Genomic DNA, 19,826 nt, shown 5'->3' with positions numbered 1-19,826 from the left:
TACTTATAGTTTTGCGAAAGCACGCTCTGCGGCAGCAATGGTTTGAGCGATAGCTTCATCATCGTGTGCTGCACACACAAAGCCCGCTTCAAACGCTGATGGCGCAAGGTATACACCTTCTTCAAGCATCAGGTGGAAGAAACGCTTAAAGCGTTCTAAGTCACACTGAGTGGCTTGTTGGTAACTGGTGACTTTGTCGGCATCAGTAAAGAAGAAACCATACATACCGCCAGCATAGTTGGTTGTCAAAGGGATACCTGCTTTGTCAGCAGCAGCTTGGAAGCCTTCACAAATCGCTTTACTCTTGGCTTCTAGCAGTTCGTGTAGACCTGGTTGGCACAATAGCTCTAGTGCTTTTAGACCTGCAGCCATCGCGATTGGGTTACCCGAAAGTGTGCCCGCTTGGTAAACAGGACCTACAGGAGCTACGAAATCCATGATCTCTTTCTTACCACCGAATGCGCCCACTGGCATACCACCACCGATCACTTTACCTAGGCAGGTTAAGTCAGGCTTGATGTTGTAGTAAGCTTGCGCTCCGCCTAATGCAACACGGAAACCGGTCATTACTTCGTCGAAGATCAACACGCTCTTGTACTGATCACAAATCTCGCGCAGGCCTTCTAAGAAGCCTTCAACTGGTGGGATGCAGTTCATGTTACCGGCGACAGGCTCAATGATGATACAAGCGATGTCTTCTGGGTATTTTTCAAAGACTGCTTTTACTTCATCCAAGTTGTTGAATGACACAGTCAGCGTATGCTTAGCAAAATCCTCTGGGATCCCAGGAGAGTTTGGAACACCCAGTGTAAGCGCACCAGAACCTGCTTTTACAAGCAAAGAATCAGCATGGCCGTGGTAACAACCTTCGAATTTCAGGATTTTATCGCGACCTGTGTAACCGCGTGCTAAACGAATGGCACTCATGGTTGCTTCGGTACCTGAGTTCACCATGCGTACAGAATCAATTGAAGGAACCAGCTCCTTCACTTTCTCAGCCATCTCGATTTCAGCTTCAGTGGGGGCACCGTAGCTCAAACCACGCTCTACTGCTTCATGTACAGCTTGTTTAATTTCTGGGTGGTTGTGACCTAGGATCATCGGACCCCAAGAACCCACGTAGTCGATGTATTTATTGCCATCAGCATCAAAAGTGTGTGCACCTTCAGCGTGCGTGATAAACAATGGCGTACCGCCGACGCCGTTGAAGGCTCGAACTGGAGAGTTTACGCCACCTGGGATTGAGGCTTGGGCACGGTTAAATAAATCTTGGCTTTTGCTCATATTGCTTCCTACTTGGGTTGGCAAATTAATCTTCACGTTTACGGCTGAACCATGGCACGGTTGTTTCATAATTTTCTACTTGGTTTTCAACACCAAGTGTCAATGCAAACAGGGCCATACGGATTAACACGCCGTTTTGTACTTGGCGGAAGATAGCTAAATTGTCATTGCTGTTTAAATCGTTATCTAGCTCGTTAGCATCACTGCGACTGTCGCGTGGCAATGGGTGCATCAATACTGAGCTAGGTTTGCAGTGGGCGTTGTAAATCGCTTGGCTGATACGGAAGCCACCGCGATATTTGTTAGCTTCTTCTTGGCTTGGGAAGCGCTCTTCTTGAATACGTGTTTGGTACACGATATCCGCAGCGAGGTTGCCTTCCATTTTGTTTACTAATTCAATTTTGTGACCCGCGTTACTGACGCTATCAAGAATGTATTGCGGCATTTGTAGGCCGTCAGGTGCAACCATAGTGAAGCGAACATCTTTGTAATGGCAAAGAAGCTTAGACAGTGAGTGCACTGTGCGGCCATATTTTAAATCGCCTACCAGCGCGATGTGCATGCCGTCGATGCCTTGATTGAAACGCCCTAGTTCACGGTCAATCGTCAACAAGTCTAATAAGGCTTGAGTTGGGTGCTCATTCGGGCCATCACCGCCATTTAGAACAGGAACGCTACAGCCAGTGGCGAACTCAGCCACTGAGCCTGCATCAGGGTGACGCATGGCTACGGCATCTGAGTATGCTGATATAACTCGGGCTGTATCGTAAAGTGATTCGCCTTTAGCAAGCGCTGAGCTTTGCATGCCGGTTGTTTCGCGAACAAGGCCACCTAGCAGGTTAAAAGCAGTACCAAAGCTGACCCGAGTACGTGTACTGGGTTCAAAAAACAGGTTCGCAAGAATTGCACCTTCGAGCACTTTCGTGCGTTTTTGTTTTTTGGCATAAGGTTCCATCCGTTTTGCCACTGCAAAAATATGCTCGATACTGTCTCTATTGAGCTGATTTACAGAGAGAATGTGTTCACCTTGAAAGCGTAGCATTGAGGTCGTCCCAAACGTTGAAGTAAATAATCGAATACTCACCTTAGCCCGCGCTATGCATAAAGCAAAGTGACAGGCTTGAGGTAAAAAACGTCACTGCGTTTGGGAGCGCACTATAGCAGATTTTTGCACATTTTTTACAGCGCTGGTTTCAATACTGCTAAAAAGATTATCGCTAAAAGAATGAGTACTGGAAATTCGTTAAAAATACGATAAAAACGGTCTGAGCGGGTGTTGCGGTCATGTTTGAAATCGGCTAGCAATTTGAAGCAGTATCCGTGATAAATGTACAGAATAATGACTAACACTAATTTGTAGTGCAGCCACATACTCGCGCGGAACCATTCTCGGCCATATTCAACAATGGTGAGAGCGCCGAATACGGCAGTGAGTACTGCAAAGGGCGTAACGAACAGTAATAAGCGACGTTCCATCACCTTTAACATGGCGCTACATGATTTCTCTTCGTTAAGGGCGTGATAAACGAATAGGCGTGGCAAATAGAAAATACCCGCGAACCACGCGACCATAAAAAACATATGTAGGGCTTTATAAACTAGCACTAAGGTCATGCGACTTCCTTCTTATATTTAGAGTAGCGCGTTACGAATCGTTAGGATGTGATGGATTTGGTCCCAACGCAGGATACCAACAATTTCTTTGGGATCATGCATGTCGTACACATACACCGCGCCACTGCGTTTATCTTTGAGAATGTCGAACGCATGAGACAGTGTCGACTGTGAGCTCACGCCATCAAGCTCTACATAACGAATTTCTATGTTCTCGTGCGACATTAAGGTTAAATCATATTCGGCAAGACGGTAGCCGTTTTCTTCATCATATACAATCAATGGGGTTTGCCCATCAAGGTTATCCAAAGACTCTTTGATGAGATCCTTGTCGTCGGAGTAGAGCAACTTAAAGTTTTCATTCATTTCCGCCATGATCCCTACTTTCTGCAAGGCCTCTTTGGCTGGCGATACCTGATAGGTCAGGTTTTGAAAATCCAATTGTTGTAAGAAGATGGAGCGATTGCCAAAGACCTGCAAGGCGGTCACATAAGCGGTTACGATGACGAGCATAGCTGGGACGATAATTTGTGGGCTAGATGTTAGCTCCATGACTGCAGTCAGCGCAGCTAACGGAGCATGAAGTGTTGCTGCAAGCAAACCCGCCATGCCCAGTACCCCATAAGTGCCGGCTACATCAGTACCCGGCGCAACAAGATGAGCAAAAAATGACATCAAGGTGCCCATTACTACACCCAAACCAATGACCGGGCCAATGATCCCACCTGGGATCCCCAAACCAATTGCGAAAAGCGTCGCCAATAATTTTGCAATGAGGATAGTGAGCAGCAGTTGCACGTTGTCAGGAGAATGCATGGCAATAGTGATTGCACTCATACCCGAACCCATCGCTTGGGGCACAAGGTAGCCTATGCCACCGGCAATCAAACCCGCAATCAACAGTCGGGGTAGCATTGAAAGTGGTTTAAAGGTGCGAATAATCAGCATCAGATTTTTGTTAAACGCGTAGGCAATGGCACCTAAGGTCATGCCACAAATCACCAAATAGGGATAATGCCAAAAGCTCAATGGTGTGACACTGATGAGAGCGAGCTCCGAATCAGCGCCAAATACAAATTGTGTAGCCAAGGCGCCTGTGACCGCGGCGAGCATGATGGGTACGAAGATGTGCACCTTGTACTCCCTGATCACTACTTCCATGACAAAAATCACCGCAGCGAGTGGGGTGTTAAATGACGCTGCAATACCTGCCGCAACACCGCAGCCACTTAATGTACGCATGGCGTTATAGGGCAAGTGCAATTGATTAGCGAGAATACTAGCGCCGGTAGCGCCCATGTGCACAGAAGGGCCTTCACGGCCAACGGAAAAACCACTGATCAGCGCGATAGCACCGCCAACAAACTGGTTAACTGTGTTGTAAAACGGCATTTGCCCGTAGTGAATTTTCATTCGGTGGATAACAAAAGGTATCCCTAGACGGTAATGCTTAAACCCAGTCAGATAAGCGAAAAAGGCTATAACACCTGCGGCACCCACGGGCAGAAGGAAACGCTGTAGTTCTGAGAGAGTCGTGAAGTCGTCAAAATCTTCTAAAAACAGGTTTTGCGTCAAGATAATCGTAAGACGAAAGAGAATAATCAAGCCAGCGGCAATTAGTCCCGCAGCGATCCCCAAGAGGCATAGCTGTACGGAAGTCTTTGGTTGAGCTAGGCGTCGTCTTAGCGCCCCTAATTGCATACAGGTTTCCCTTATAAAAAGACTGGATTATTATTTTTCGCAATTCTACCAAAGCTTACCTTATAAATCCTTGTTTAGCATCAGAGTTTAGGGACTTGATGGCTTTTCGCTTCTTTTTCCGTCAAGGTGTTTGGATTCACTATCCTACGCTTTTCCTGCGCACAGGGTTATTACTCGGTTGTTGATAGGTAATAGGAGTAACACAAATGCAGTCAATACTTGATTAACTTAGTCGGGTATTAGATAATTTGCGCCACAGTAGGTAGTGAGAGAATGAGTATGTCAGAGCAATTCCCAATTAAATTCAGTGATGCAGCGGCAGCGCGAGTTAAGCAATTAATTGAAGAGGAAGAAAATCCTTCATTAATGCTGCGTGTTTACGTCACCGGTGGCGGATGTTCTGGTTTCCAATACGGATTCACCTTTGCCGAAGAAGCCAATGCGGGCGATATGCAAATCGTTAAAAATGGCGTAACTTTGGTGGTTGACCCTATGAGCTTACAGTACTTGGTTGACGGTGAGGTTGACTACACTGAGGGTTTGGAAGGCTCGCGCTTTTTTGTGAATAACCCAAATGCGACTACGACATGTGGTTGTGGCGCTAGTTTCAGCGTATAGAGACGACTAAATTAATACTAAAATGCCGCATCTCGCGGCATTTTTTGTGTCTGATTTTTACAATTTACTGTTTGTCACGTAAATCATCAGAGTAAAGAAACCGAGCACAAACACTGAGAAAATGAGTATATAAATAAACCCCTTACGACCTTGCTTTAACGGGATATCATTGGTTTTCAGGAACCACCACCAACCCAGACATAAAACGACAGGTAGTAAAAACAGCAAGCGAAACATTATTTCCCCTATTAGCCGTGATTTCTTTTCATCTTAGCTTATAAGTAGCCGCCCCTAAAGAAAAAATAAATAGTCGATTTTGTATAAAAAATTATTTAGTATCGATTGGATGTGGTCGCGATTCTTACTTACGAAATTAGTAGTAAACTTTTTCGCGCCGAAATTAGGTAAACTTTTGTACATAAGCTATACCTAAAATGGGACATGTGCTTTAATACCAAGCAGAATGAGACGGGCAAAACCTCATTCAATCATGTTCGAATCAGAAAACGTAAAACAAATTCATCTAGTAGGAGATGTAATTATGATGGGTAAAACTGTTTCTTCCGAGGAAAACGGAAGACTGACGAAGTGGCTTAAAGATAAACGCCACGAAAAAGGTCACACAATGCGTAGTTTGGCACAAGTACTTGGTACGCCTCACTCGTTCATCGGCAAAATTGAGAATCAAGAACGCCGCTTAGACGTGATCGAGTTTATCCGTTATTGTGAAGCGCTTGAAGTAGATCCATATGAAGGTCTAGCTTTACTTAAGTAAAGTGCGCTCACCCAAGAGCCCAGGGAGGGCTCTTTGGCTTTTATCCAGCCTGATTTCCTTTGTGGAATTGCTCTTCTAGCTCATACAATCGCTTACGAATTACAAACAGAAATACTAACGATGGGATCACCATGACTGCTGTCAAGATGAAAAACATCGACCAATCCCCGTGCAACCAGTCATCCACAATTACACCGCTGTAACCAGAGAGCAAGGTGCGCCCGAGATTTCCGAGCGACGCAAGTAATGCGTAATGCGTGGCACTGAACGCGCGGTCACACAACATGGAAATGAAGGCAACCATAGCCACCAAAGACCAAGCTTGTGTAAAGCCATCTAAGATAATTGCCATTGCATACAAGGAAAGTTTAGGGCCCGCTACAGCAATCCAAGAGAACATAAGGTTCGAGGCTGCCATTGCTACACCGCTTATAAATAGACCTTTAACAATACCGAAGCGACTGTTAAATAGGCTGCCGAGAAACGCAAAAATAATGGTCAGCACAGCAGTGCCCAGCTTGGAGAAGGTAGCGATGTCGGAGTTACTAAATCCGACTTCTTTATAAAATACGATAGACATGCGGGCTAAAAACGCTTCGCCGATTTTGAATAAAAATATGAAGGCTAATAGTGCCAGTGCTGTTTTCACCCCGTTTCGGGCAAAGAAGCTGCGCAGTGGTTCAATAACGGTGACACCTAGCCAAGCAAGAATGCGGTTAATAAAAGAGGGCAGTGCGCAAGCATTATTGCGCAGCCGCGCTTGGTACTGCTGTTCAAGTTGCGCGTGAATATGTTCACGGTTTGAAACGGGTTCCGGAGCAAAAAATACATAGCCAATAAGCAGCGCAACTATGACAGCTAAAAACAGATACACATCAGGCCAAGCAATCCCTGGGATATCGGCAGCGTAGAAAGGCAGCGCCCCAAGTAGCGCGTAGCCAGTCCACCATCCACTGGTTGCCATCGCTGCAGCAGCACTTATCTTCTGCGTTTCATTTTCATCTAGAATATCAATACGGTAGGCATCAATGGCAATGTCTTGTGTGGCAGATGCAATGGCAATAATCAGTGCCAATATGGCCACAACTGCGAGATTCTGTTCGTTAATTTGCACAAACGCCATGCTTAATGTGGCGACAAACACCACGCATAAACAACAGAATATCCAACTTTTGCGTTGCCCTAACCAATCGGTGAGAAATGGTATGCGTACTCGGTCAACGAGGGGAGACCACAAAAAGTTGATTGAGTAAGCACCGAAGACCATACCAAACAGACCAATCATTGAACGACTGAGGCCCTCATCTTTTAGCCATGCGCTCATCACTGAGCCAATTAGCACCCAAGGAAAGCCGCTGCTGATACCAAAAATAAACACAGTGACGAGACGACGGTCGCGAAAGTGCTGGAAATATTCAGCGATAGAAGTGTGAGAGTTGGTCATGAATCTTCTTATTGTTGTGATCAAAAAGGGGCACTGTAAGCGCCCCTGAATTCGTTATAAAGGCGTTTCGTCGAGTACCTTTATATCAAAAATGATGACAGCTTGCTTAGGTACATAGGAGTAACCAATTTTTTCTTGGAAATCGGTTTCTACTTGCATGATTTTATCGAGTGTCTCAAACCCTTCAACAACAGAACCGAACACCGCGAACCCCCAGTCACTACCCGGGTTGAGGTGGTCATTGTTGTCCATGTTGAAAAAGAACTGGCGCGTCGCAGAGTGTGGTTTTCTGTCCTGATAGGCCATGGCAATGGTATACATATCATTTCTTAAACCGCTGCCACTTTCATTGAAAATAGGGTCATTTTCATAAAGGCCGTCATAATCTTTGTCGTAACCACCACCTTGAATTACAAAGTCACGGTCATTTTCTTCGTCGCGCTCAACGCGATGAAACACCGAGCCTTTATAGCTGCCATCTTTTACGTATGTTAGGAAGTTGTTCACCGTCATGGGCGCTCGCGAGCGGTCAAGTTCGACGACAATTTTGCCCATACTTGTTGCAAACTCAACACGCGGGAAAAGATTGTTTTTTTGCACGAACTCGCCTGGCACTGCTGCACTGAAGGCAAGGGGGGCAAGGAAAATAAATACACTAAGAAGTAGCGTCGTTAGCCGAGAAGTCATGATGCTCCCTGTTTCATGTAGTTGTTAAGCTCAGGGTCGTTCATGATACGAGCGACCAGTTGCTCAATAAGTTTATTAAGTTGCGCTTCCACTTTGGCTTGATCATAACCAAATGGTGCGCGGAACTGACTCTGGCCATTATACATTTTATTGAATTGACTACCATTGCGGTCAACAAACACTTGCAGCGCTATTTGCGCTTCACTGACATGGTCCACGGTGTTTTGCATCACTGAGGCATTAAGACTGTGAATTGACACTTGAATATGCGAGGTGGCCATTGCATTTACTTGAGCGCCATTGGCGTTAAGTGCTTGCTCAAAGATATTGTAAATTTTGTCATCGAGGTTGCTGGTTGGCATCAAGAAACGATTTTCGCCATGGGCAATAGAAATCGTTGCTGATTTGGCGCGCTGGTCGACTATCTGTAAAGTAACTGCTTGATTATATTGCGTGAACTGCCCACTTTGATATTGTGGGTCAAGGATAGCTTGAGATGAGCGATTAGTACATCCTGTTACTAACGTGGTCACGGCGAGTAAACTCAATAAAAACAAACGCATAAACTAAATAATCCTATTGTTTTTGGGCGCTTAAAACGACAAACTTCTTGTTTGAACCTAGTAGCTTACAGCTACCAAACAAACGCTTCAATTTTTCATGATAATCAAGGTGACGGTTGCCAACAATACGCAGTTCTCCACCGGAACGTAAAACGCGTTTTGCGTCATTAAACATCTGCCAAGCAATATGATCTGTCACCGCATTTTGTTGATGAAATGGCGGATTGCACAAGATGAGATCTGCGCTGTTTGGGGCAAAATCTGTCAGACAATCATTGTGTTTAAATTGGCATCTTGCTAATGCATCAGCCATGTTTTCTTCCACGCTTTGCTGTGCAGAAGCTACCGCCATAGCAGACTCATCGACAAAGGTTACCTGAGCTTTGGGGCATTTTGCCAACACTTGTAGACCAATGACACCGTTGCCACAACCCAAGTCGATAATGTGTCCCGCTTTTTTAGATGCGGGTAAATAGTTACTGAAAAAACGCGCGCCAATATCAAGCGAATCCCGTGAAAATACATTGGCATGATTTACCATAGTAAAGTCGCTGCCCTCTAGCTGCCATCTTCTCGGGAAAGGGCTTTGTTGCGGTTTGTTTTTTACGTTGGCGGTAATAATTCGGGACTTTTTCTGCGCCAGAGTTGTTGTCGCTGGGCCGATATAACGCTCGACCAAATTAATGGTTGAGGTATGGATTGCTTTAGTTTTTCCAGCCAACACAAACGGTGTACCAGCGGCTTGAGTTTGCGATATCAGTGCCAATTGATGCTGTAAATAGCCAATGTTTTTCGGCACTTTACCTATCACTAAGTCATAATCACTCGCCCAATTTTGCAGACTCGATAACGGATTTAAGTGCGCTTGATTCAAGTCATTCTCAGCCAAATTATGCTGCCATGCCTGAACTGCAATATACGAGTCAGTAACTGAATCGCACGTTAACTCATTGAATGCGCACGCAAGCGCGCCGAAATCATCGTTTAGAATTAGCACTCGACGAGCATCAGGGTAATGTTCATTGACGTACTCAACTAGATACTCGTCTGATGAATCCCATGCCTGTAGGCTGCGAGTTTTTTGCTGAAGAGGAAAACGGTGCAGGGTATAGGTTTTACCGCCAAGTTGAGCAGATGTTATCATGAGTACTAATGTTTAACTGACAATAGCGTTAGTTTATCACGATGGGCCCACACACCACCAACGTTAACGGCACAGAATTACCAAGCCATCTTGGTGATGACATGTTTAGCTACCAAGCAGACGCGCTCAGCGCTGTCAAAGCGCAGCGACTTTACTGTTACTTGCGCGATACTCTTGCTTGGCAACAACCGACAATTAAAGTATTCGGTAAGTGGCATAGTATCCCAAGACTACAGGTGTATATGGGAGACGCTGACACCGCGTACACCTATTCGGGGCAAGTTTTTACACCGGAGCCTTGGCTCAAGCCCATCGACGATATGCGCAATCGATTATGCCAGTCACTAGGCACAGAATTTAACGCCGTGCTTATCAATTATTATCGTCATGGTTTAGATTGTATGGGGTGGCATGCTGATGATGAGGCCGAACTAGGTGAACAGCCAACCATTGCTTCGGTGTCACTAGGGGCACTGCGTAAATTTAAACTCAAAGAGAAAGGTTCAGGAGTGGTCACTGACTTGGCCTTAGCCTCAGGCAGCTTACTGGTGATGAAAGGGCAAAGCCAAAAACTGTATGAACATTCTTTGCCAAAGCAACGCAGAGTTTCCCAAGGGCGCATTAATTTAACGTTTCGCCACATTCAATCGACTTTGTTATAGTAGCGACCATCTCATGGCAAGGCACGATAGATAATTATGTCAATGCAAACCCAGATTGAAGAAAAGCTCGCAGCGGGTATAGCCTGCAAGCATTTGCGCGTTGAAAATGAAAGCCACATGCACGCGCGCGGTCAAGACTCCCACTTCAAAGTCGTTGTGGTGAGTGAACAATTTGATGGCCAACGTTTATTACAGCGTCATCGCACTATTAATGCCATTTTGGCAGACGAGTTAAGAGATCACATTCATGCCCTTGCTATTCACGCATACACGCCGAGCGAGTTTGCCGATAAGCAGGGACACGCACCGCAATCGCCAAGTTGTTTGGGCGGTTCAAAATTTGACAAGTAGAAAAATAAAACACGGCGCCTGAGTCATCAGACCTGTGTGGGGATAAATAATCGCTACACTAGCGCTAATTTTTCGGTAACGAATGGAATTTTATCATGGTTATTAAGCCTAAAATCCGTGGATTTATCTGCACTAACGCACACCCTGCGGGCTGTGCAGCACACGTACAACAACAAATAGAATATGTAAAAAGCCAAGGCGATTTGGGTCAAGGTCCAAAGAATGTTTTGGTCATAGGCTCTTCAACGGGCTACGGCTTAGCATCACGTATCGTGTCTGCTTTCGGTCATGGCGCAAAAACACTGGGTGTGTTTTTCGAAAAGCCTGGTTCTGAAAAGAAAACTGCATCTGCGGGCTGGTACAATACCGCTGCATTTCAGCAAGCTGCTGACGAAGCGGGTATTTGGGCGAAGAACATCAATGGTGATGCGTTCTCTGATGAAATAAAAGCGCAAACTATCGATATGATTAAAAATGAATTAGGCCAAGTTGACCTAATCATTTACTCATTGGCGTCTCCTCGTCGTACTGATCCAAAAACAGGTGAAACTTACTCGTCAACCCTTAAACCAATTGGTAACAGCGTAACGACTAAAAACCTCAACACGTCTAAGCGCATCATTGATGAAGTCAGTGTTGAAGCGGCGAGTGAAGAAGAAATCGCCAACACCGTAAAAGTAATGGGTGGTGAAGATTGGCAACTGTGGATTGATGCGCTGAACGAAGCTGGCGTATTGGCTGACAACTTCAAAACAACGGCTTACACCTATATCGGTAAAGAGCTGACATGGCCTATCTACGGTCATGCGACTATCGGTAAAGCGAAAGAAGATTTAGACCGCGCAGCGCAAGAAATTAAAGCGTCTACGGCAGCATTATCTGGTGAAGCTTATGTGAGCTCTTTGAACGCGGTAGTAACGCAAGCAAGTTCAGCAATTCCAATCATGCCATTGTACATTTCTGCATTGTTCAAAGTAATGAAAGCAGATGGTACCTATGAAGGTACGATTGAGCAGATCACCGCTTTGTTCAAAGAAAACCTGTACGGTGAAACGCCTCGTTTTGACGACGGTGGTCACCTGTTCCAAAACTACAAAGAGCTTGAAGACGACGTGCAACAACGCGTACAGGCGATTTGGGACAGCGTTGATACTGATACCATTGATGAGTTAACTGACTATGTAGGTTACCACAAAGAGTTCCTACACCTGTTCGGTTTTGATTTAGATGGTGTTGATTACGAAGCGGATGTAAATCCTGACGTGCAAATCAACAACCTAGTGTAATTTACACGGTCGAATTTGAGAGCCAGTCCTATGACTGGCTTTTTTGTTGCTGGGCTATCGAGAAGTCAAAGTGATCTAATGACGCGAAATTAAGACTTTGGTCTATATTGAAGTTTATTCATTCAAGATGGCCATTAATCACTGGATAATTTTTACTTTTTAACTCGCATAGTCACCGTGATTGATGTTAAAATTCGGCAGATATGTGACAAGTTCGCTGCGTTGCTTGGTTCACTATCCGAAATAGGTGCTCTTTTAAACCGTTTGTATTAATTAGGTTGGTTGTTATTTGCTCATTGTTGGGTGGTATTCTTCCAAACAATTTGCTTTACGCCATAATTAGTGCGGTTGGTCGCCGAGTCGGCAGATGCTAAGCAGCGTGGTCGGTAAGATTTTAAGTTTCTTTCCTTTAATGTAATGCAAGTGCGTATGATCAACATAAAAAAAGGTCTGGATCTACCGATAGAGGGCGCACCTCAGCAAGTTATTCATGACGGTCAACCTGTCAAACGAGTAGCTGTGCTAGGTGAAGAATACATCGGCATGCGTCCAACCATGCGAGTTCGTGTGGATGACCAAGTCAAAAAAGGCCAAGTTCTTTTTGAAGATAAAAAGAATCCTGGCGTTATCTACACTGCACCGGCCGCCGGGGTAGTTAAAGAAATCAATCGTGGTGCAAAACGTGTACTGCAATCAGTTGTCATTGAAGTTAATGGCACTGAGCAAGAAACGTTTGCAAAGTTCGACCAAGGCCAACTGGCAAGTCTCGATCGCCAAACAGTGATCGACCAACTTGTTAAGTCAGGTCAGTGGACTGCACTTCGTACTCGTCCTTTCAGCAAAGTTCCTGCAATCGATGCTCAGCCTAGCTCTGTATTCGTAACTGCAATGGACACGAATCCTCTAGCAGCTGATCCTGCTGTAGTGATCGCCGAAAATGCTGACGCTTTCGAAGCGGGTTTGGCTGTGGTTTCACGCCTAACTGAAGGTAAAGTGTACGTGTGTAAAAAAGCGGGCGCGCAAGTACCTAGCTCATCAGTGGCTTCTGTTGAAGTACATGAGTTTGGTGGTAAGCACCCAGCTGGTCTAGTTGGTACTCACATTCATCACTTAGATCCAGTGTCTGCTGCTAAGCAGGTTTGGCACCTAGGTTACCAAGATGTGATTGCTTACGGTCAACTATTCCTTAACGGCGAAATCTATACTGATCGTGTGATTTCTTTAGCCGGTCCACGCGTTAAAAACCCACGTCTAATCAAGACGCAAATGGGTGCAGCTCTGGACGATTTAGTTGCTGGTGAACTTGAAGACGGTGACAATCGTATTATTTCAGGTTCAGTACTAAGTGGTACCAATGCAACAGGTCCTCACGCTTTCCTTGGTCGTTACCACACGCAAGTGTCGGTACTGCTTGAAGGCCGTGAAAAAGAACTATTTGGTTGGATTGCCCCAGGTAGCGACAAGTTCTCAGTAACTCGTACCTTCCTAGGCCATTTAGCACCAAGTCGCCTATTTAGCATGACTACCTCTACAGGTGGTTCTAAGCGCGCTATGGTACCAATTGGTAACTATGAGCGTGTAATGCCGCTAGATATTCTGCCTACGCTACTACTACGTGACCTAATTGCACGTGATTTAGACAGCGCAATTACGCTTGGCGCATTGGAGCTAGATGAAGAAGATTTAGCGTTGTGTACCTTCGTTTGTCCGGGTAAATACGAATATGGTTCAATCCTTCGTGACTGCCTGACAACTATCGAGAAGGAAGGCTAAAATGGGCTTGAAGAAATTTTTAGAAGATATCGAACCGCATTTTGAACCTGGCGGTAAACATGAGAAATGGTATGCACTGTATGAAGCAGCAGCGACTATTTTCTACACACCAGGTTACGTAAACAAAGGCGGTACTCACGTTCGCGATAACATCGACCTAAAACGTATTATGATTTTAGTGTGGATGGCAACGTTCCCTGCCATGTTCTTTGGCATGTTTAACATTGGTCACCAAGCAGCTGACGCGATCGCGAACGGTTTTGCTTTGGCTGACTCTTGGCAAGTAGGTCTATTCCAACTATTCGGTGGTGAACTAACCGCTGACTCAGGTTGGGGTGCGAAGATGTTCTACGGTGCATGTTTCTTCCTACCAATCTACGCAGTAACGTTTGCTGTGGGTGGTTTTTGGGAAGTGCTATTTGCATCAGTGCGTAAGCACGAAGTAAACGAAGGTTTCTTCGTAACATCTGTACTATTCGCACTAATCCTGCCAGCCACTATTCCTCTTTGGCAAGTAGCACTAGGTATTACCTTTGGTGTTGTAATTGCGAAAGAAGTATTTGGTGGTACAGGCCGTAACTTCTTAAACCCAGCGCTAGCTGGCCGTGCTTTCCTATTCTTCGCATACCCTGCGCAGATCTCAGGTGACACAGTATGGACAGCGGTTGACGGTTTCTCTGGTGCAACATACCTAGGCCAAGCGGCTACTGGTGCACTAGATTTCGCTAACATGGATCTTTGGTTCAATGCATTCTACGGCTTCATTCAAGGTTCAGTAGGTGAGACGTCGACACTAGCTATTGCTATTGGTGGTTTATTCCTAATTTATGTTCGTATTGCTTCGTGGCGCATCGTGCTAGGTACATTCCTAGGTATGGTGGTAACTGCAATGCTACTTAACTTCATCGGTTCTGAAACTAACCCTGCTTTCAACATGCCTTGGCACTGGCACCTAGTACTTGGTGGCTTCGCATTCGGTATGTTCTTTATGGCAACCGACCCAGTTTCAGCGTCATTCACTGATAAAGGTAAATGGGCGTACGGTGCGTTAATTGGTTTCATGGTGGTAATGATCCGCGTAGTGAACCCTGCGTACCCAGAAGGCATGATGCTAGCAATCCTATTTGCTAACTTATTTGCTCCGCTATTCGACCATTTCGTAGCGCAGTCAAACATCAAGAGGAGATTGGCACGTGGCTAGTAAAAACGAATCAATCGGCAAAACACTTGGTGTAGTTGTAGCATTGTGTTTGGTGTGTGCGATTATCGTATCGTTTGCGTCAGTACAATTACGTCCACTACAGCAAGAAAATAAGCTTAAAGATATTCAAAGCAATATCCTAGCCGCTGCTGGCTTCGAAGGTGTGACAAACGTACAAACAACGTTTGACGAGAATATCGAAACAATCGTTGTAAACGTTGAAGACGGTCAGCAAGTGCAGTTCGATTCAGAGCAAGCACGTGTAGATTGGATCAAAGCGTATGATTTTGAGAAAAGTAAGTTCGATGCTGCTATGAGTATCAAACTAACTAAAGACCAAGATAAAGCGGGTATCCAACGTCGTACAACTGAAGCGCCGGTATACATCAGCCGCGCTGAAGACGGTTCTGTGAAATCAATCATCCTACCTATCCAAGGTTACGGCCTTTGGGGTGTTATGTACGGTTTCCTAGCACTAGAAAACGACGGTGAAACGGTTAAGAACCTTATCTTCTACAAGCACAATGAAACGCCAGGTCTTGGTGGTGAAATCCAAAACCCAACTTGGACGGCTCAGTGGCAAGGTAAAGAACTTCCTGTTGACCTAGTTAAGAGTGGCGCAGATACAAACCACGAAGTAGATGGTTTATCTGGTGCAACACTGACGTCTAACGGTGTTGATAACACGGTTGACTACTGGACAGGTGATCACGGCTTTGGTCCTTTCCTAGCGAAAGTACGTGAAGGAGCGTTGAAATAATGGCTGATACTAAAGAAATGAAGTCGGTTCTATTTGGACCAGTCTTCGCGAATAACCCAATCGCCCTGCAAGTACTAGGTATTTGTTCTGCGCTGGCGGTTACATCAAGCTTGAAAAATGCATTGATCATGTCAATCGCATTGACTCTAGTAACAGCGTTCTCAAGCTTGTTCATCTCTATGATCCGTAACCAGATCCCATCAAGCGTTCGTATCATCGTACAGATGACAATTATCGCTTCATTGGTAATCGTGGTTGACCAAGTTCTACAGGCATTCTCTTATGCAACGGCAAAAGAGCTATCTGTATTCGTTGGTCTAATCATTACCAACTGTATCGTAATGGGTCGTGCTGAAGCATACGCAATGAAGTCACCACCAATGATGTCATTCCTTGACGGTATTGGTAATGGTCTAGGCTACTCAGTAGTGCTATTGACTGTTGGTTTCATTCGTGAGCTATTCGGTAAAGGTTCACTATTCGACGTGGAAATCATTCCACTGGTGCAAAACGGTGGCTGGTACCAGCCTATGGGTCTATTGATCCTTCCACCAAGTGCATTCTTCATCATCGGTCTATTCATTTGGGTACTTCGTACTTACAAGAAAGACCAAGTAGAAGCGAAATAAGGGGCGAGTTGTGGAACAGTATCTTAACTTATTTGTTAAAGCGGTTTTCATTGAAAACCTTGCACTTGCCTTCTTCTTGGGTATGTGTACTTTCTTGGCTGTATCTAAGAAAGTTAAAACCTCAATCGGCCTAGGTGTAGCAGTTATCTTCGTACTAGGTATTGCGGTACCGGTAAACCAAGTGGTTTATCACGCAGTACTAGCTCCAGGCTCACTTGAGTGGTTAGGTTTCCCTGAAGCTGACCTTAGCTTCCTACGCTTCCTAACGTTTATCGGCGTTATTGCGGCTCTAGTACAGATTCTAGAGATGGCACTAGATAAGTTTTTCCCACCGCTATACAACGCGCTGGGTATCTTCCTACCATTGATTACGGTTAACTGTGCGATTTTCGGTGCGGTATCGTTCATGGTAGAGCGTAACTACAACTTCGGTGAGTCTGTAGTTTTCGGTCTAGGTTCAGGTGTAGGTTGGGCACTAGCAATCACATTGCTTGCTGGTATCCGTGAGAAGATGAAGTATTCAGACGTTCCAGATGGTCTACGTGGTCTAGGTATTACCTTTATCACTGTTGGTCTAATGGGTCTTGGCTTCATGTCATTCTCTGGTATTTCACTATAAGGTAGCGAGGAGAGATCATGCTTGAGGTATATTTAGGCGTAGGTGTATTCGTCGCTATCGTTGTGCTGTTAGTTTTAGTTATCATTGCAGCTAAATCTAAGCTAGTACCAACAGGTGACGTAACCATCGGGATCAATGGCGATCCTGAAAAGGCAATTACAACTTCACCAGGTAGCAAACTACTTGGTGCATTAGCGGAAGCGGGTATTTTCGTATCTTCTGCTTGTGGTGGCGGTGGTTCTTGTGGCCAGTGTCGCGTAGATGTTAAATCTGGTGGTGGTGACATTCTACCAACAGAACTTGATCACATCTCAAAAGGTGAAGCACGTGAAGGCTGTCGTCTAGCGTGTCAGGTTGCTGTTAAAGGCGACATGGAAATTGAACTAGAAGAGTCAATCTTCGGTATCAAGAAGTGGGAATGTACTGTTATTTCTAACGATAACAAAGCAACCTTCATTAAAGAACTGAAACTAGCTATCCCTGAAGGTGAGGTTGTACCTTTCCGCGCAGGTGGTTACATTCAGATCGAAGCGCCTGCTCACCATGTTAAATACGCTGACTTCGATATTCCTGAAGAATATCGTGCAGACTGGGATCGTTTTGGCTTCTTTAACCTAGAGTCAAAAGTTGACGAAGAAACAATCCGTGCGTACTCAATGGCTAACTACCCAGAAGAGTTCGGCATCATCATGCTTAACGTACGTATTGCGACTCCGCCACCAAACAACCTAAGCCTACCTTGCGGTAAGATGTCATCGTACATCTGGTCACTAAAAGAAGGTGACAAGGTTACTATTTCTGGTCCATTCGGTGAATTCTTCGCGAAAGACACAGATGCAGAGATGGTATTTGTAGGTGGTGGTGCAGGTATGGCACCGATGCGTTCACACATTTTCGACCAGCTTAAGCGTCTTAACTCTAAGCGTAAGATGAGCTTCTGGTATGGTGCTCGTTCTAAGCGCGAAATGTTCTATGTAGAAGATTTCGACGGTCTAGCATCTGAGAACGATAACTTTGTGTGGCATGTAGCGCTTTCAGACCCTCAACCTGAGGACAACTGGGAAGGTTACACTGGCTTCATCCACAACGTATTGTACGACAACTATCTGAAGGACCACGACGCGCCTGAAGATTGTGAGTTCTACATGTGTGGACCACCAATGATGAACGCGGCCGTTATCAACATGCTTAAAGATTTAGGTGTTGAAGACGAGAACATCCTACTGGATGACTTCGGCGGCTAATTTAGCGATACCTTATCGTTAATGTGTTAACATTAAGGGCCTTCAGAGCATTCTGAGGGCCTTTTTTTATATTTAAACCAGCTGCTTACTCAAAGGCAGTGGAATTGATTGGACGGTTATCACTATGATGCACTTTCGCTCTGGCAACGCATTTCTGAGTTTTATTCTAGTCATATGTTTGATGGCACTGACAGGGTGTGACAACGCACCATCTCAGCCTCAGCAACAAGAGTTGTTACTGCAAGGCAAAACCATGGGCACGACCTACAACATTAAGTTGTACGCCCCAGAGCAAAAGCTTAAGAACAATACTTTGCATAGTGACATAGAAGCCGCGCTTAAAGATGTCAATCAGTCTATGTCTACCTACATCCCCAATTCTGAAATTAATCAGTTTAACCGCTTAGGTGCGGATGAAGTGTTGGCAATTAGTGATGATTTTCGTGTTGTCGTTGCTGAATCTATTCGTCTTGGTTTTGCAACCAAAACACTGGATGTCACCATGGGCCCGTTAATTGATTTGTGGGGATTTGGTCCTGACAAAAAGCCTACTCAGCGCCCATCACAAGAAGCGTTAGATAGCATGATTGCCAATATTGGAGTTGATAAGCTAACACTCAATGAACAGGGCTTATCTAAGTCTGTTGCCGGGCTTGAACTAAGCTTTTCCGCCACGGCAAAAGGTTTTGGAATCGATAAAGTTGCAGAGCTGCTTGAGCAAAAAGGAATTACCGATTACATGGTGGAGATCGGCGGTGAAATGCGTATCGCTGGTCACAAGCCCAATGATAAGGCATGGGTTATTGCCATTGAGCAACCGGACGCACCAAAGGGCGAGCGACGCATTCACCGTACTTTGGAGTTGGGTTCAATGGGAATAGCAACATCAGGCGATTACCGTATCTTTTATGAAATGGACGGTGAGGTATATACCCACTTAATCGACCCACAAACCGGAATGCCGATCAAACATGATCTTGTTTCAGTGACTGTGCTGCACCCAAGTGCAATGACCGCAGATGGTCTTGCGACTGCGCTAACAGTGATGGGCACAGAGCGAGCAAAAGCCTATGCTGAGGCCAATAATCTTCCCGTGTATTTAATCAGTAAAACCGCAGATGGCTTAAAAACCTATTCAAGTCCTGCGTTTGCGCCATATTTGTAGTCAGATGCAAGCGGGCGTATAATAGCGCCCGTGGCTAACTCAGCCGAAGATTGTCATTTTTAAGGGGCACGACAATGCAGCTATTTCTTCTTACTTTTGGTCTGCTTTTAATCATCATTGCTGCGATGGCCGTGGGTGTGATTGTTCAGCGTAAATCAATGGCCAGCAGCTGCGGCGGCTTAGGATCAGTCGGTATTGATAAAGCGTGTGACTGTGACGACCCATGTGATAAACGCAAAAAGCGTATGGCCAAAGAGCAAGCATGGAAAGAGAACCAAATTCTATGATTGAATAAAAACCGCTTAA

The 19,826-nt window shown here is 45.2% G+C and carries 22 protein-coding genes; 13 read left to right on the top strand and 9 right to left on the bottom strand.

Features of this window, described 5'->3' with window-relative positions; genetic code table 11:
* Positions 1-3: 3 nt before the first annotated feature.
* The 4 genes from hemL to V1358_RS12945 all read right to left on the bottom strand — a co-directional run bounded on the left by hemL (position 4) and on the right by V1358_RS12945 (position 4,599).
* Complete coding sequence (gene hemL, locus V1358_RS12960; RefSeq protein WP_347393792.1) at positions 4-1,284, bottom strand: glutamate-1-semialdehyde 2,1-aminomutase; 1,281 nt, start codon at positions 1,282-1,284, stop codon at positions 4-6.
* 25 nt (positions 1,285-1,309) lie between these two features.
* Positions 1,310-2,326, bottom strand: coding sequence for an aspartate carbamoyltransferase (locus V1358_RS12955; RefSeq protein WP_347393791.1), 1,017 nt, complete (start codon positions 2,324-2,326; stop codon positions 1,310-1,312).
* Positions 2,327-2,463: 137 nt separating this feature from the next.
* A complete protein-coding gene (locus V1358_RS12950; RefSeq protein WP_347390627.1) occupies positions 2,464-2,898 on the bottom strand; it encodes a CopD family protein in 435 nt (144 codons plus the stop codon).
* Positions 2,899-2,916: 18 nt separating this feature from the next.
* Positions 2,917-4,599 carry a chloride channel protein gene (locus V1358_RS12945; protein ID WP_347393790.1) on the bottom strand — a complete coding sequence of 561 codons (1,683 nt, stop codon included), beginning with the start codon at positions 4,597-4,599 and terminating at the stop codon, positions 2,917-2,919.
* 279 nt (positions 4,600-4,878) lie between these two features.
* Here V1358_RS12945 and erpA point away from each other — a divergent pair, with 279 nt between their 5' ends.
* Positions 4,879-5,217, top strand: coding sequence for an iron-sulfur cluster insertion protein ErpA (gene erpA / locus V1358_RS12940; RefSeq protein ID WP_347390629.1), 339 nt, complete (start codon positions 4,879-4,881; stop codon positions 5,215-5,217).
* 57 nt (positions 5,218-5,274) lie between these two features.
* Here the strand turns inward: erpA and V1358_RS12935 are convergent, their stop codons facing one another.
* Positions 5,275-5,454, bottom strand: coding sequence for a hypothetical protein (locus V1358_RS12935; RefSeq protein WP_347393789.1), 180 nt, complete (start codon positions 5,452-5,454; stop codon positions 5,275-5,277).
* Between the two features lie 304 nt (positions 5,455-5,758).
* Between V1358_RS12935 and V1358_RS12930 the strand changes: the two genes are divergently transcribed.
* Positions 5,759-5,992: a helix-turn-helix domain-containing protein gene (locus V1358_RS12930; RefSeq protein WP_347390631.1), complete on the top strand. Its 234-nt coding sequence runs from the start codon at positions 5,759-5,761 to the stop codon at positions 5,990-5,992.
* A 40-nt stretch (positions 5,993-6,032) separates the two neighbouring features.
* Here V1358_RS12930 and V1358_RS12925 read toward each other — a convergent pair whose 3' ends face one another.
* The 4 genes from V1358_RS12925 to V1358_RS12910 are packed head-to-tail and all read right to left on the bottom strand — an operon-like array spanning position 6,033 to position 9,830.
* Positions 6,033-7,436, bottom strand: coding sequence for an AmpG family muropeptide MFS transporter (locus V1358_RS12925; RefSeq protein WP_347393788.1), 1,404 nt, complete (start codon positions 7,434-7,436; stop codon positions 6,033-6,035).
* Between the two features lie 54 nt (positions 7,437-7,490).
* Entirely contained in the window at positions 7,491-8,123 is a 633-nt protein-coding gene (locus V1358_RS12920) for a peptidylprolyl isomerase (protein WP_347393787.1), read from the bottom strand.
* Positions 8,120-8,686: a YajG family lipoprotein gene (locus V1358_RS12915; protein WP_347390634.1), complete on the bottom strand. Its 567-nt coding sequence runs from the start codon at positions 8,684-8,686 to the stop codon at positions 8,120-8,122. Before V1358_RS12915 ends, V1358_RS12920 begins: the two co-directional genes overlap by 4 nt.
* A gap of 13 nt (positions 8,687-8,699) precedes the next feature.
* Positions 8,700-9,830 (bottom strand): methyltransferase, encoded by a 1,131-nt coding sequence (locus V1358_RS12910; protein ID WP_347390635.1) that lies wholly within the window; start codon positions 9,828-9,830, stop codon positions 8,700-8,702.
* Between the two features lie 101 nt (positions 9,831-9,931).
* On the opposite strand from V1358_RS12910, the gene V1358_RS12905 reads away from it, so the two are divergent.
* The 11 genes from V1358_RS12905 (at position 9,932) to nqrM (ending at position 19,807) form a co-directional block, all read left to right on the top strand.
* Complete coding sequence (locus V1358_RS12905; protein WP_347393911.1) at positions 9,932-10,492, top strand: alpha-ketoglutarate-dependent dioxygenase AlkB family protein; 561 nt, start codon at positions 9,932-9,934, stop codon at positions 10,490-10,492.
* A gap of 36 nt (positions 10,493-10,528) precedes the next feature.
* Positions 10,529-10,843 (top strand): BolA family protein, encoded by a 315-nt coding sequence (locus V1358_RS12900; RefSeq protein WP_347390636.1) that lies wholly within the window; start codon positions 10,529-10,531, stop codon positions 10,841-10,843.
* Between the two features lie 95 nt (positions 10,844-10,938).
* On the top strand, positions 10,939-12,129 hold the full coding sequence (gene fabV, locus V1358_RS12895; protein WP_347390637.1) for an enoyl-ACP reductase FabV: 1,191 nt from the start codon (positions 10,939-10,941) through the stop codon (positions 12,127-12,129).
* Between the two features lie 429 nt (positions 12,130-12,558).
* Positions 12,559-13,902: a Na(+)-translocating NADH-quinone reductase subunit A gene (locus V1358_RS12890; protein ID WP_347393786.1), complete on the top strand. Its 1,344-nt coding sequence runs from the start codon at positions 12,559-12,561 to the stop codon at positions 13,900-13,902.
* A 1-nt stretch (position 13,903) separates the two neighbouring features.
* Positions 13,904-15,103 carry an NADH:ubiquinone reductase (Na(+)-transporting) subunit B gene (locus V1358_RS12885; RefSeq protein WP_347393785.1) on the top strand — a complete coding sequence of 400 codons (1,200 nt, stop codon included), beginning with the start codon at positions 13,904-13,906 and terminating at the stop codon, positions 15,101-15,103.
* Positions 15,096-15,863, top strand: coding sequence for a Na(+)-translocating NADH-quinone reductase subunit C (locus V1358_RS12880; protein ID WP_347393784.1), 768 nt, complete (start codon positions 15,096-15,098; stop codon positions 15,861-15,863). Before V1358_RS12885 ends, V1358_RS12880 begins: the two co-directional genes overlap by 8 nt.
* Positions 15,863-16,492, top strand: a complete 630-nt coding sequence (locus V1358_RS12875) for an NADH:ubiquinone reductase (Na(+)-transporting) subunit D (RefSeq protein WP_347390641.1) — start codon at positions 15,863-15,865, stop codon at positions 16,490-16,492. Before V1358_RS12880 ends, V1358_RS12875 begins: the two co-directional genes overlap by 1 nt.
* Positions 16,493-16,502: 10 nt before the next feature.
* Positions 16,503-17,111 (top strand): NADH:ubiquinone reductase (Na(+)-transporting) subunit E, encoded by a 609-nt coding sequence (nqrE, locus tag V1358_RS12870; RefSeq protein ID WP_347390642.1) that lies wholly within the window; start codon positions 16,503-16,505, stop codon positions 17,109-17,111.
* Between the two features lie 17 nt (positions 17,112-17,128).
* Complete coding sequence (gene nqrF, locus V1358_RS12865; RefSeq protein ID WP_347390643.1) at positions 17,129-18,355, top strand: NADH:ubiquinone reductase (Na(+)-transporting) subunit F; 1,227 nt, start codon at positions 17,129-17,131, stop codon at positions 18,353-18,355.
* 124 nt (positions 18,356-18,479) lie between these two features.
* Complete coding sequence (locus tag V1358_RS12860; protein ID WP_440589895.1) at positions 18,480-19,520, top strand: FAD:protein FMN transferase; 1,041 nt, start codon at positions 18,480-18,482, stop codon at positions 19,518-19,520.
* A 74-nt stretch (positions 19,521-19,594) separates the two neighbouring features.
* Entirely contained in the window at positions 19,595-19,807 is a 213-nt protein-coding gene (nqrM, locus tag V1358_RS12855; RefSeq protein WP_105188151.1) for a (Na+)-NQR maturation NqrM, read from the top strand.
* Positions 19,808-19,826: the final 19 nt, after the last annotated feature.

Source organism: Pseudoalteromonas pernae, from assembly GCF_039831865.1.
Taxonomy (GTDB): Bacteria; Pseudomonadota; Gammaproteobacteria; order Enterobacterales; family Alteromonadaceae; genus Pseudoalteromonas; species Pseudoalteromonas pernae.
The sequence above is the reverse complement of the archived record's forward strand: the minus strand, read 5'-3'. Positions and strand labels throughout refer to the sequence as shown.

Coding starts and splice junctions, on each gene's coding strand:
- V1358_RS12905 (WP_347393911.1), top strand. CDS start 9,932: ATGTTTAGCTACCAAGCAGACGCGCTCAGCGCTGTCAAAGCGCAGCGA.
- V1358_RS12885 (WP_347393785.1), top strand. CDS start 13,904: ATGGGCTTGAAGAAATTTTTAGAAGATATCGAACCGCATTTTGAACCT.
- V1358_RS12955 (WP_347393791.1), bottom strand. CDS start 2,326: ATGCTACGCTTTCAAGGTGAACACATTCTCTCTGTAAATCAGCTCAAT.
- V1358_RS12945 (WP_347393790.1), bottom strand. CDS start 4,599: ATGCAATTAGGGGCGCTAAGACGACGCCTAGCTCAACCAAAGACTTCC.
- V1358_RS12910 (WP_347390635.1), bottom strand. CDS start 9,830: ATGATAACATCTGCTCAACTTGGCGGTAAAACCTATACCCTGCACCGT.
- fabV (WP_347390637.1), top strand. CDS start 10,939: ATGGTTATTAAGCCTAAAATCCGTGGATTTATCTGCACTAACGCACAC.
- V1358_RS12900 (WP_347390636.1), top strand. CDS start 10,529: ATGTCAATGCAAACCCAGATTGAAGAAAAGCTCGCAGCGGGTATAGCC.
- V1358_RS12925 (WP_347393788.1), bottom strand. CDS start 7,436: ATGACCAACTCTCACACTTCTATCGCTGAATATTTCCAGCACTTTCGC.
- V1358_RS12920 (WP_347393787.1), bottom strand. CDS start 8,123: ATGACTTCTCGGCTAACGACGCTACTTCTTAGTGTATTTATTTTCCTT.
- V1358_RS12860 (WP_440589895.1), top strand. CDS start 18,480: ATGATGCACTTTCGCTCTGGCAACGCATTTCTGAGTTTTATTCTAGTC.
- V1358_RS12935 (WP_347393789.1), bottom strand. CDS start 5,454: ATGTTTCGCTTGCTGTTTTTACTACCTGTCGTTTTATGTCTGGGTTGG.
- hemL (WP_347393792.1), bottom strand. CDS start 1,284: ATGAGCAAAAGCCAAGATTTATTTAACCGTGCCCAAGCCTCAATCCCA.
- nqrM (WP_105188151.1), top strand. CDS start 19,595: ATGCAGCTATTTCTTCTTACTTTTGGTCTGCTTTTAATCATCATTGCT.
- V1358_RS12930 (WP_347390631.1), top strand. CDS start 5,759: ATGATGGGTAAAACTGTTTCTTCCGAGGAAAACGGAAGACTGACGAAG.
- V1358_RS12950 (WP_347390627.1), bottom strand. CDS start 2,898: ATGACCTTAGTGCTAGTTTATAAAGCCCTACATATGTTTTTTATGGTC.
- V1358_RS12915 (WP_347390634.1), bottom strand. CDS start 8,686: ATGCGTTTGTTTTTATTGAGTTTACTCGCCGTGACCACGTTAGTAACA.
- V1358_RS12875 (WP_347390641.1), top strand. CDS start 15,863: ATGGCTGATACTAAAGAAATGAAGTCGGTTCTATTTGGACCAGTCTTC.
- nqrF (WP_347390643.1), top strand. CDS start 17,129: ATGCTTGAGGTATATTTAGGCGTAGGTGTATTCGTCGCTATCGTTGTG.
- erpA (WP_347390629.1), top strand. CDS start 4,879: ATGTCAGAGCAATTCCCAATTAAATTCAGTGATGCAGCGGCAGCGCGA.
- V1358_RS12890 (WP_347393786.1), top strand. CDS start 12,559: ATGATCAACATAAAAAAAGGTCTGGATCTACCGATAGAGGGCGCACCT.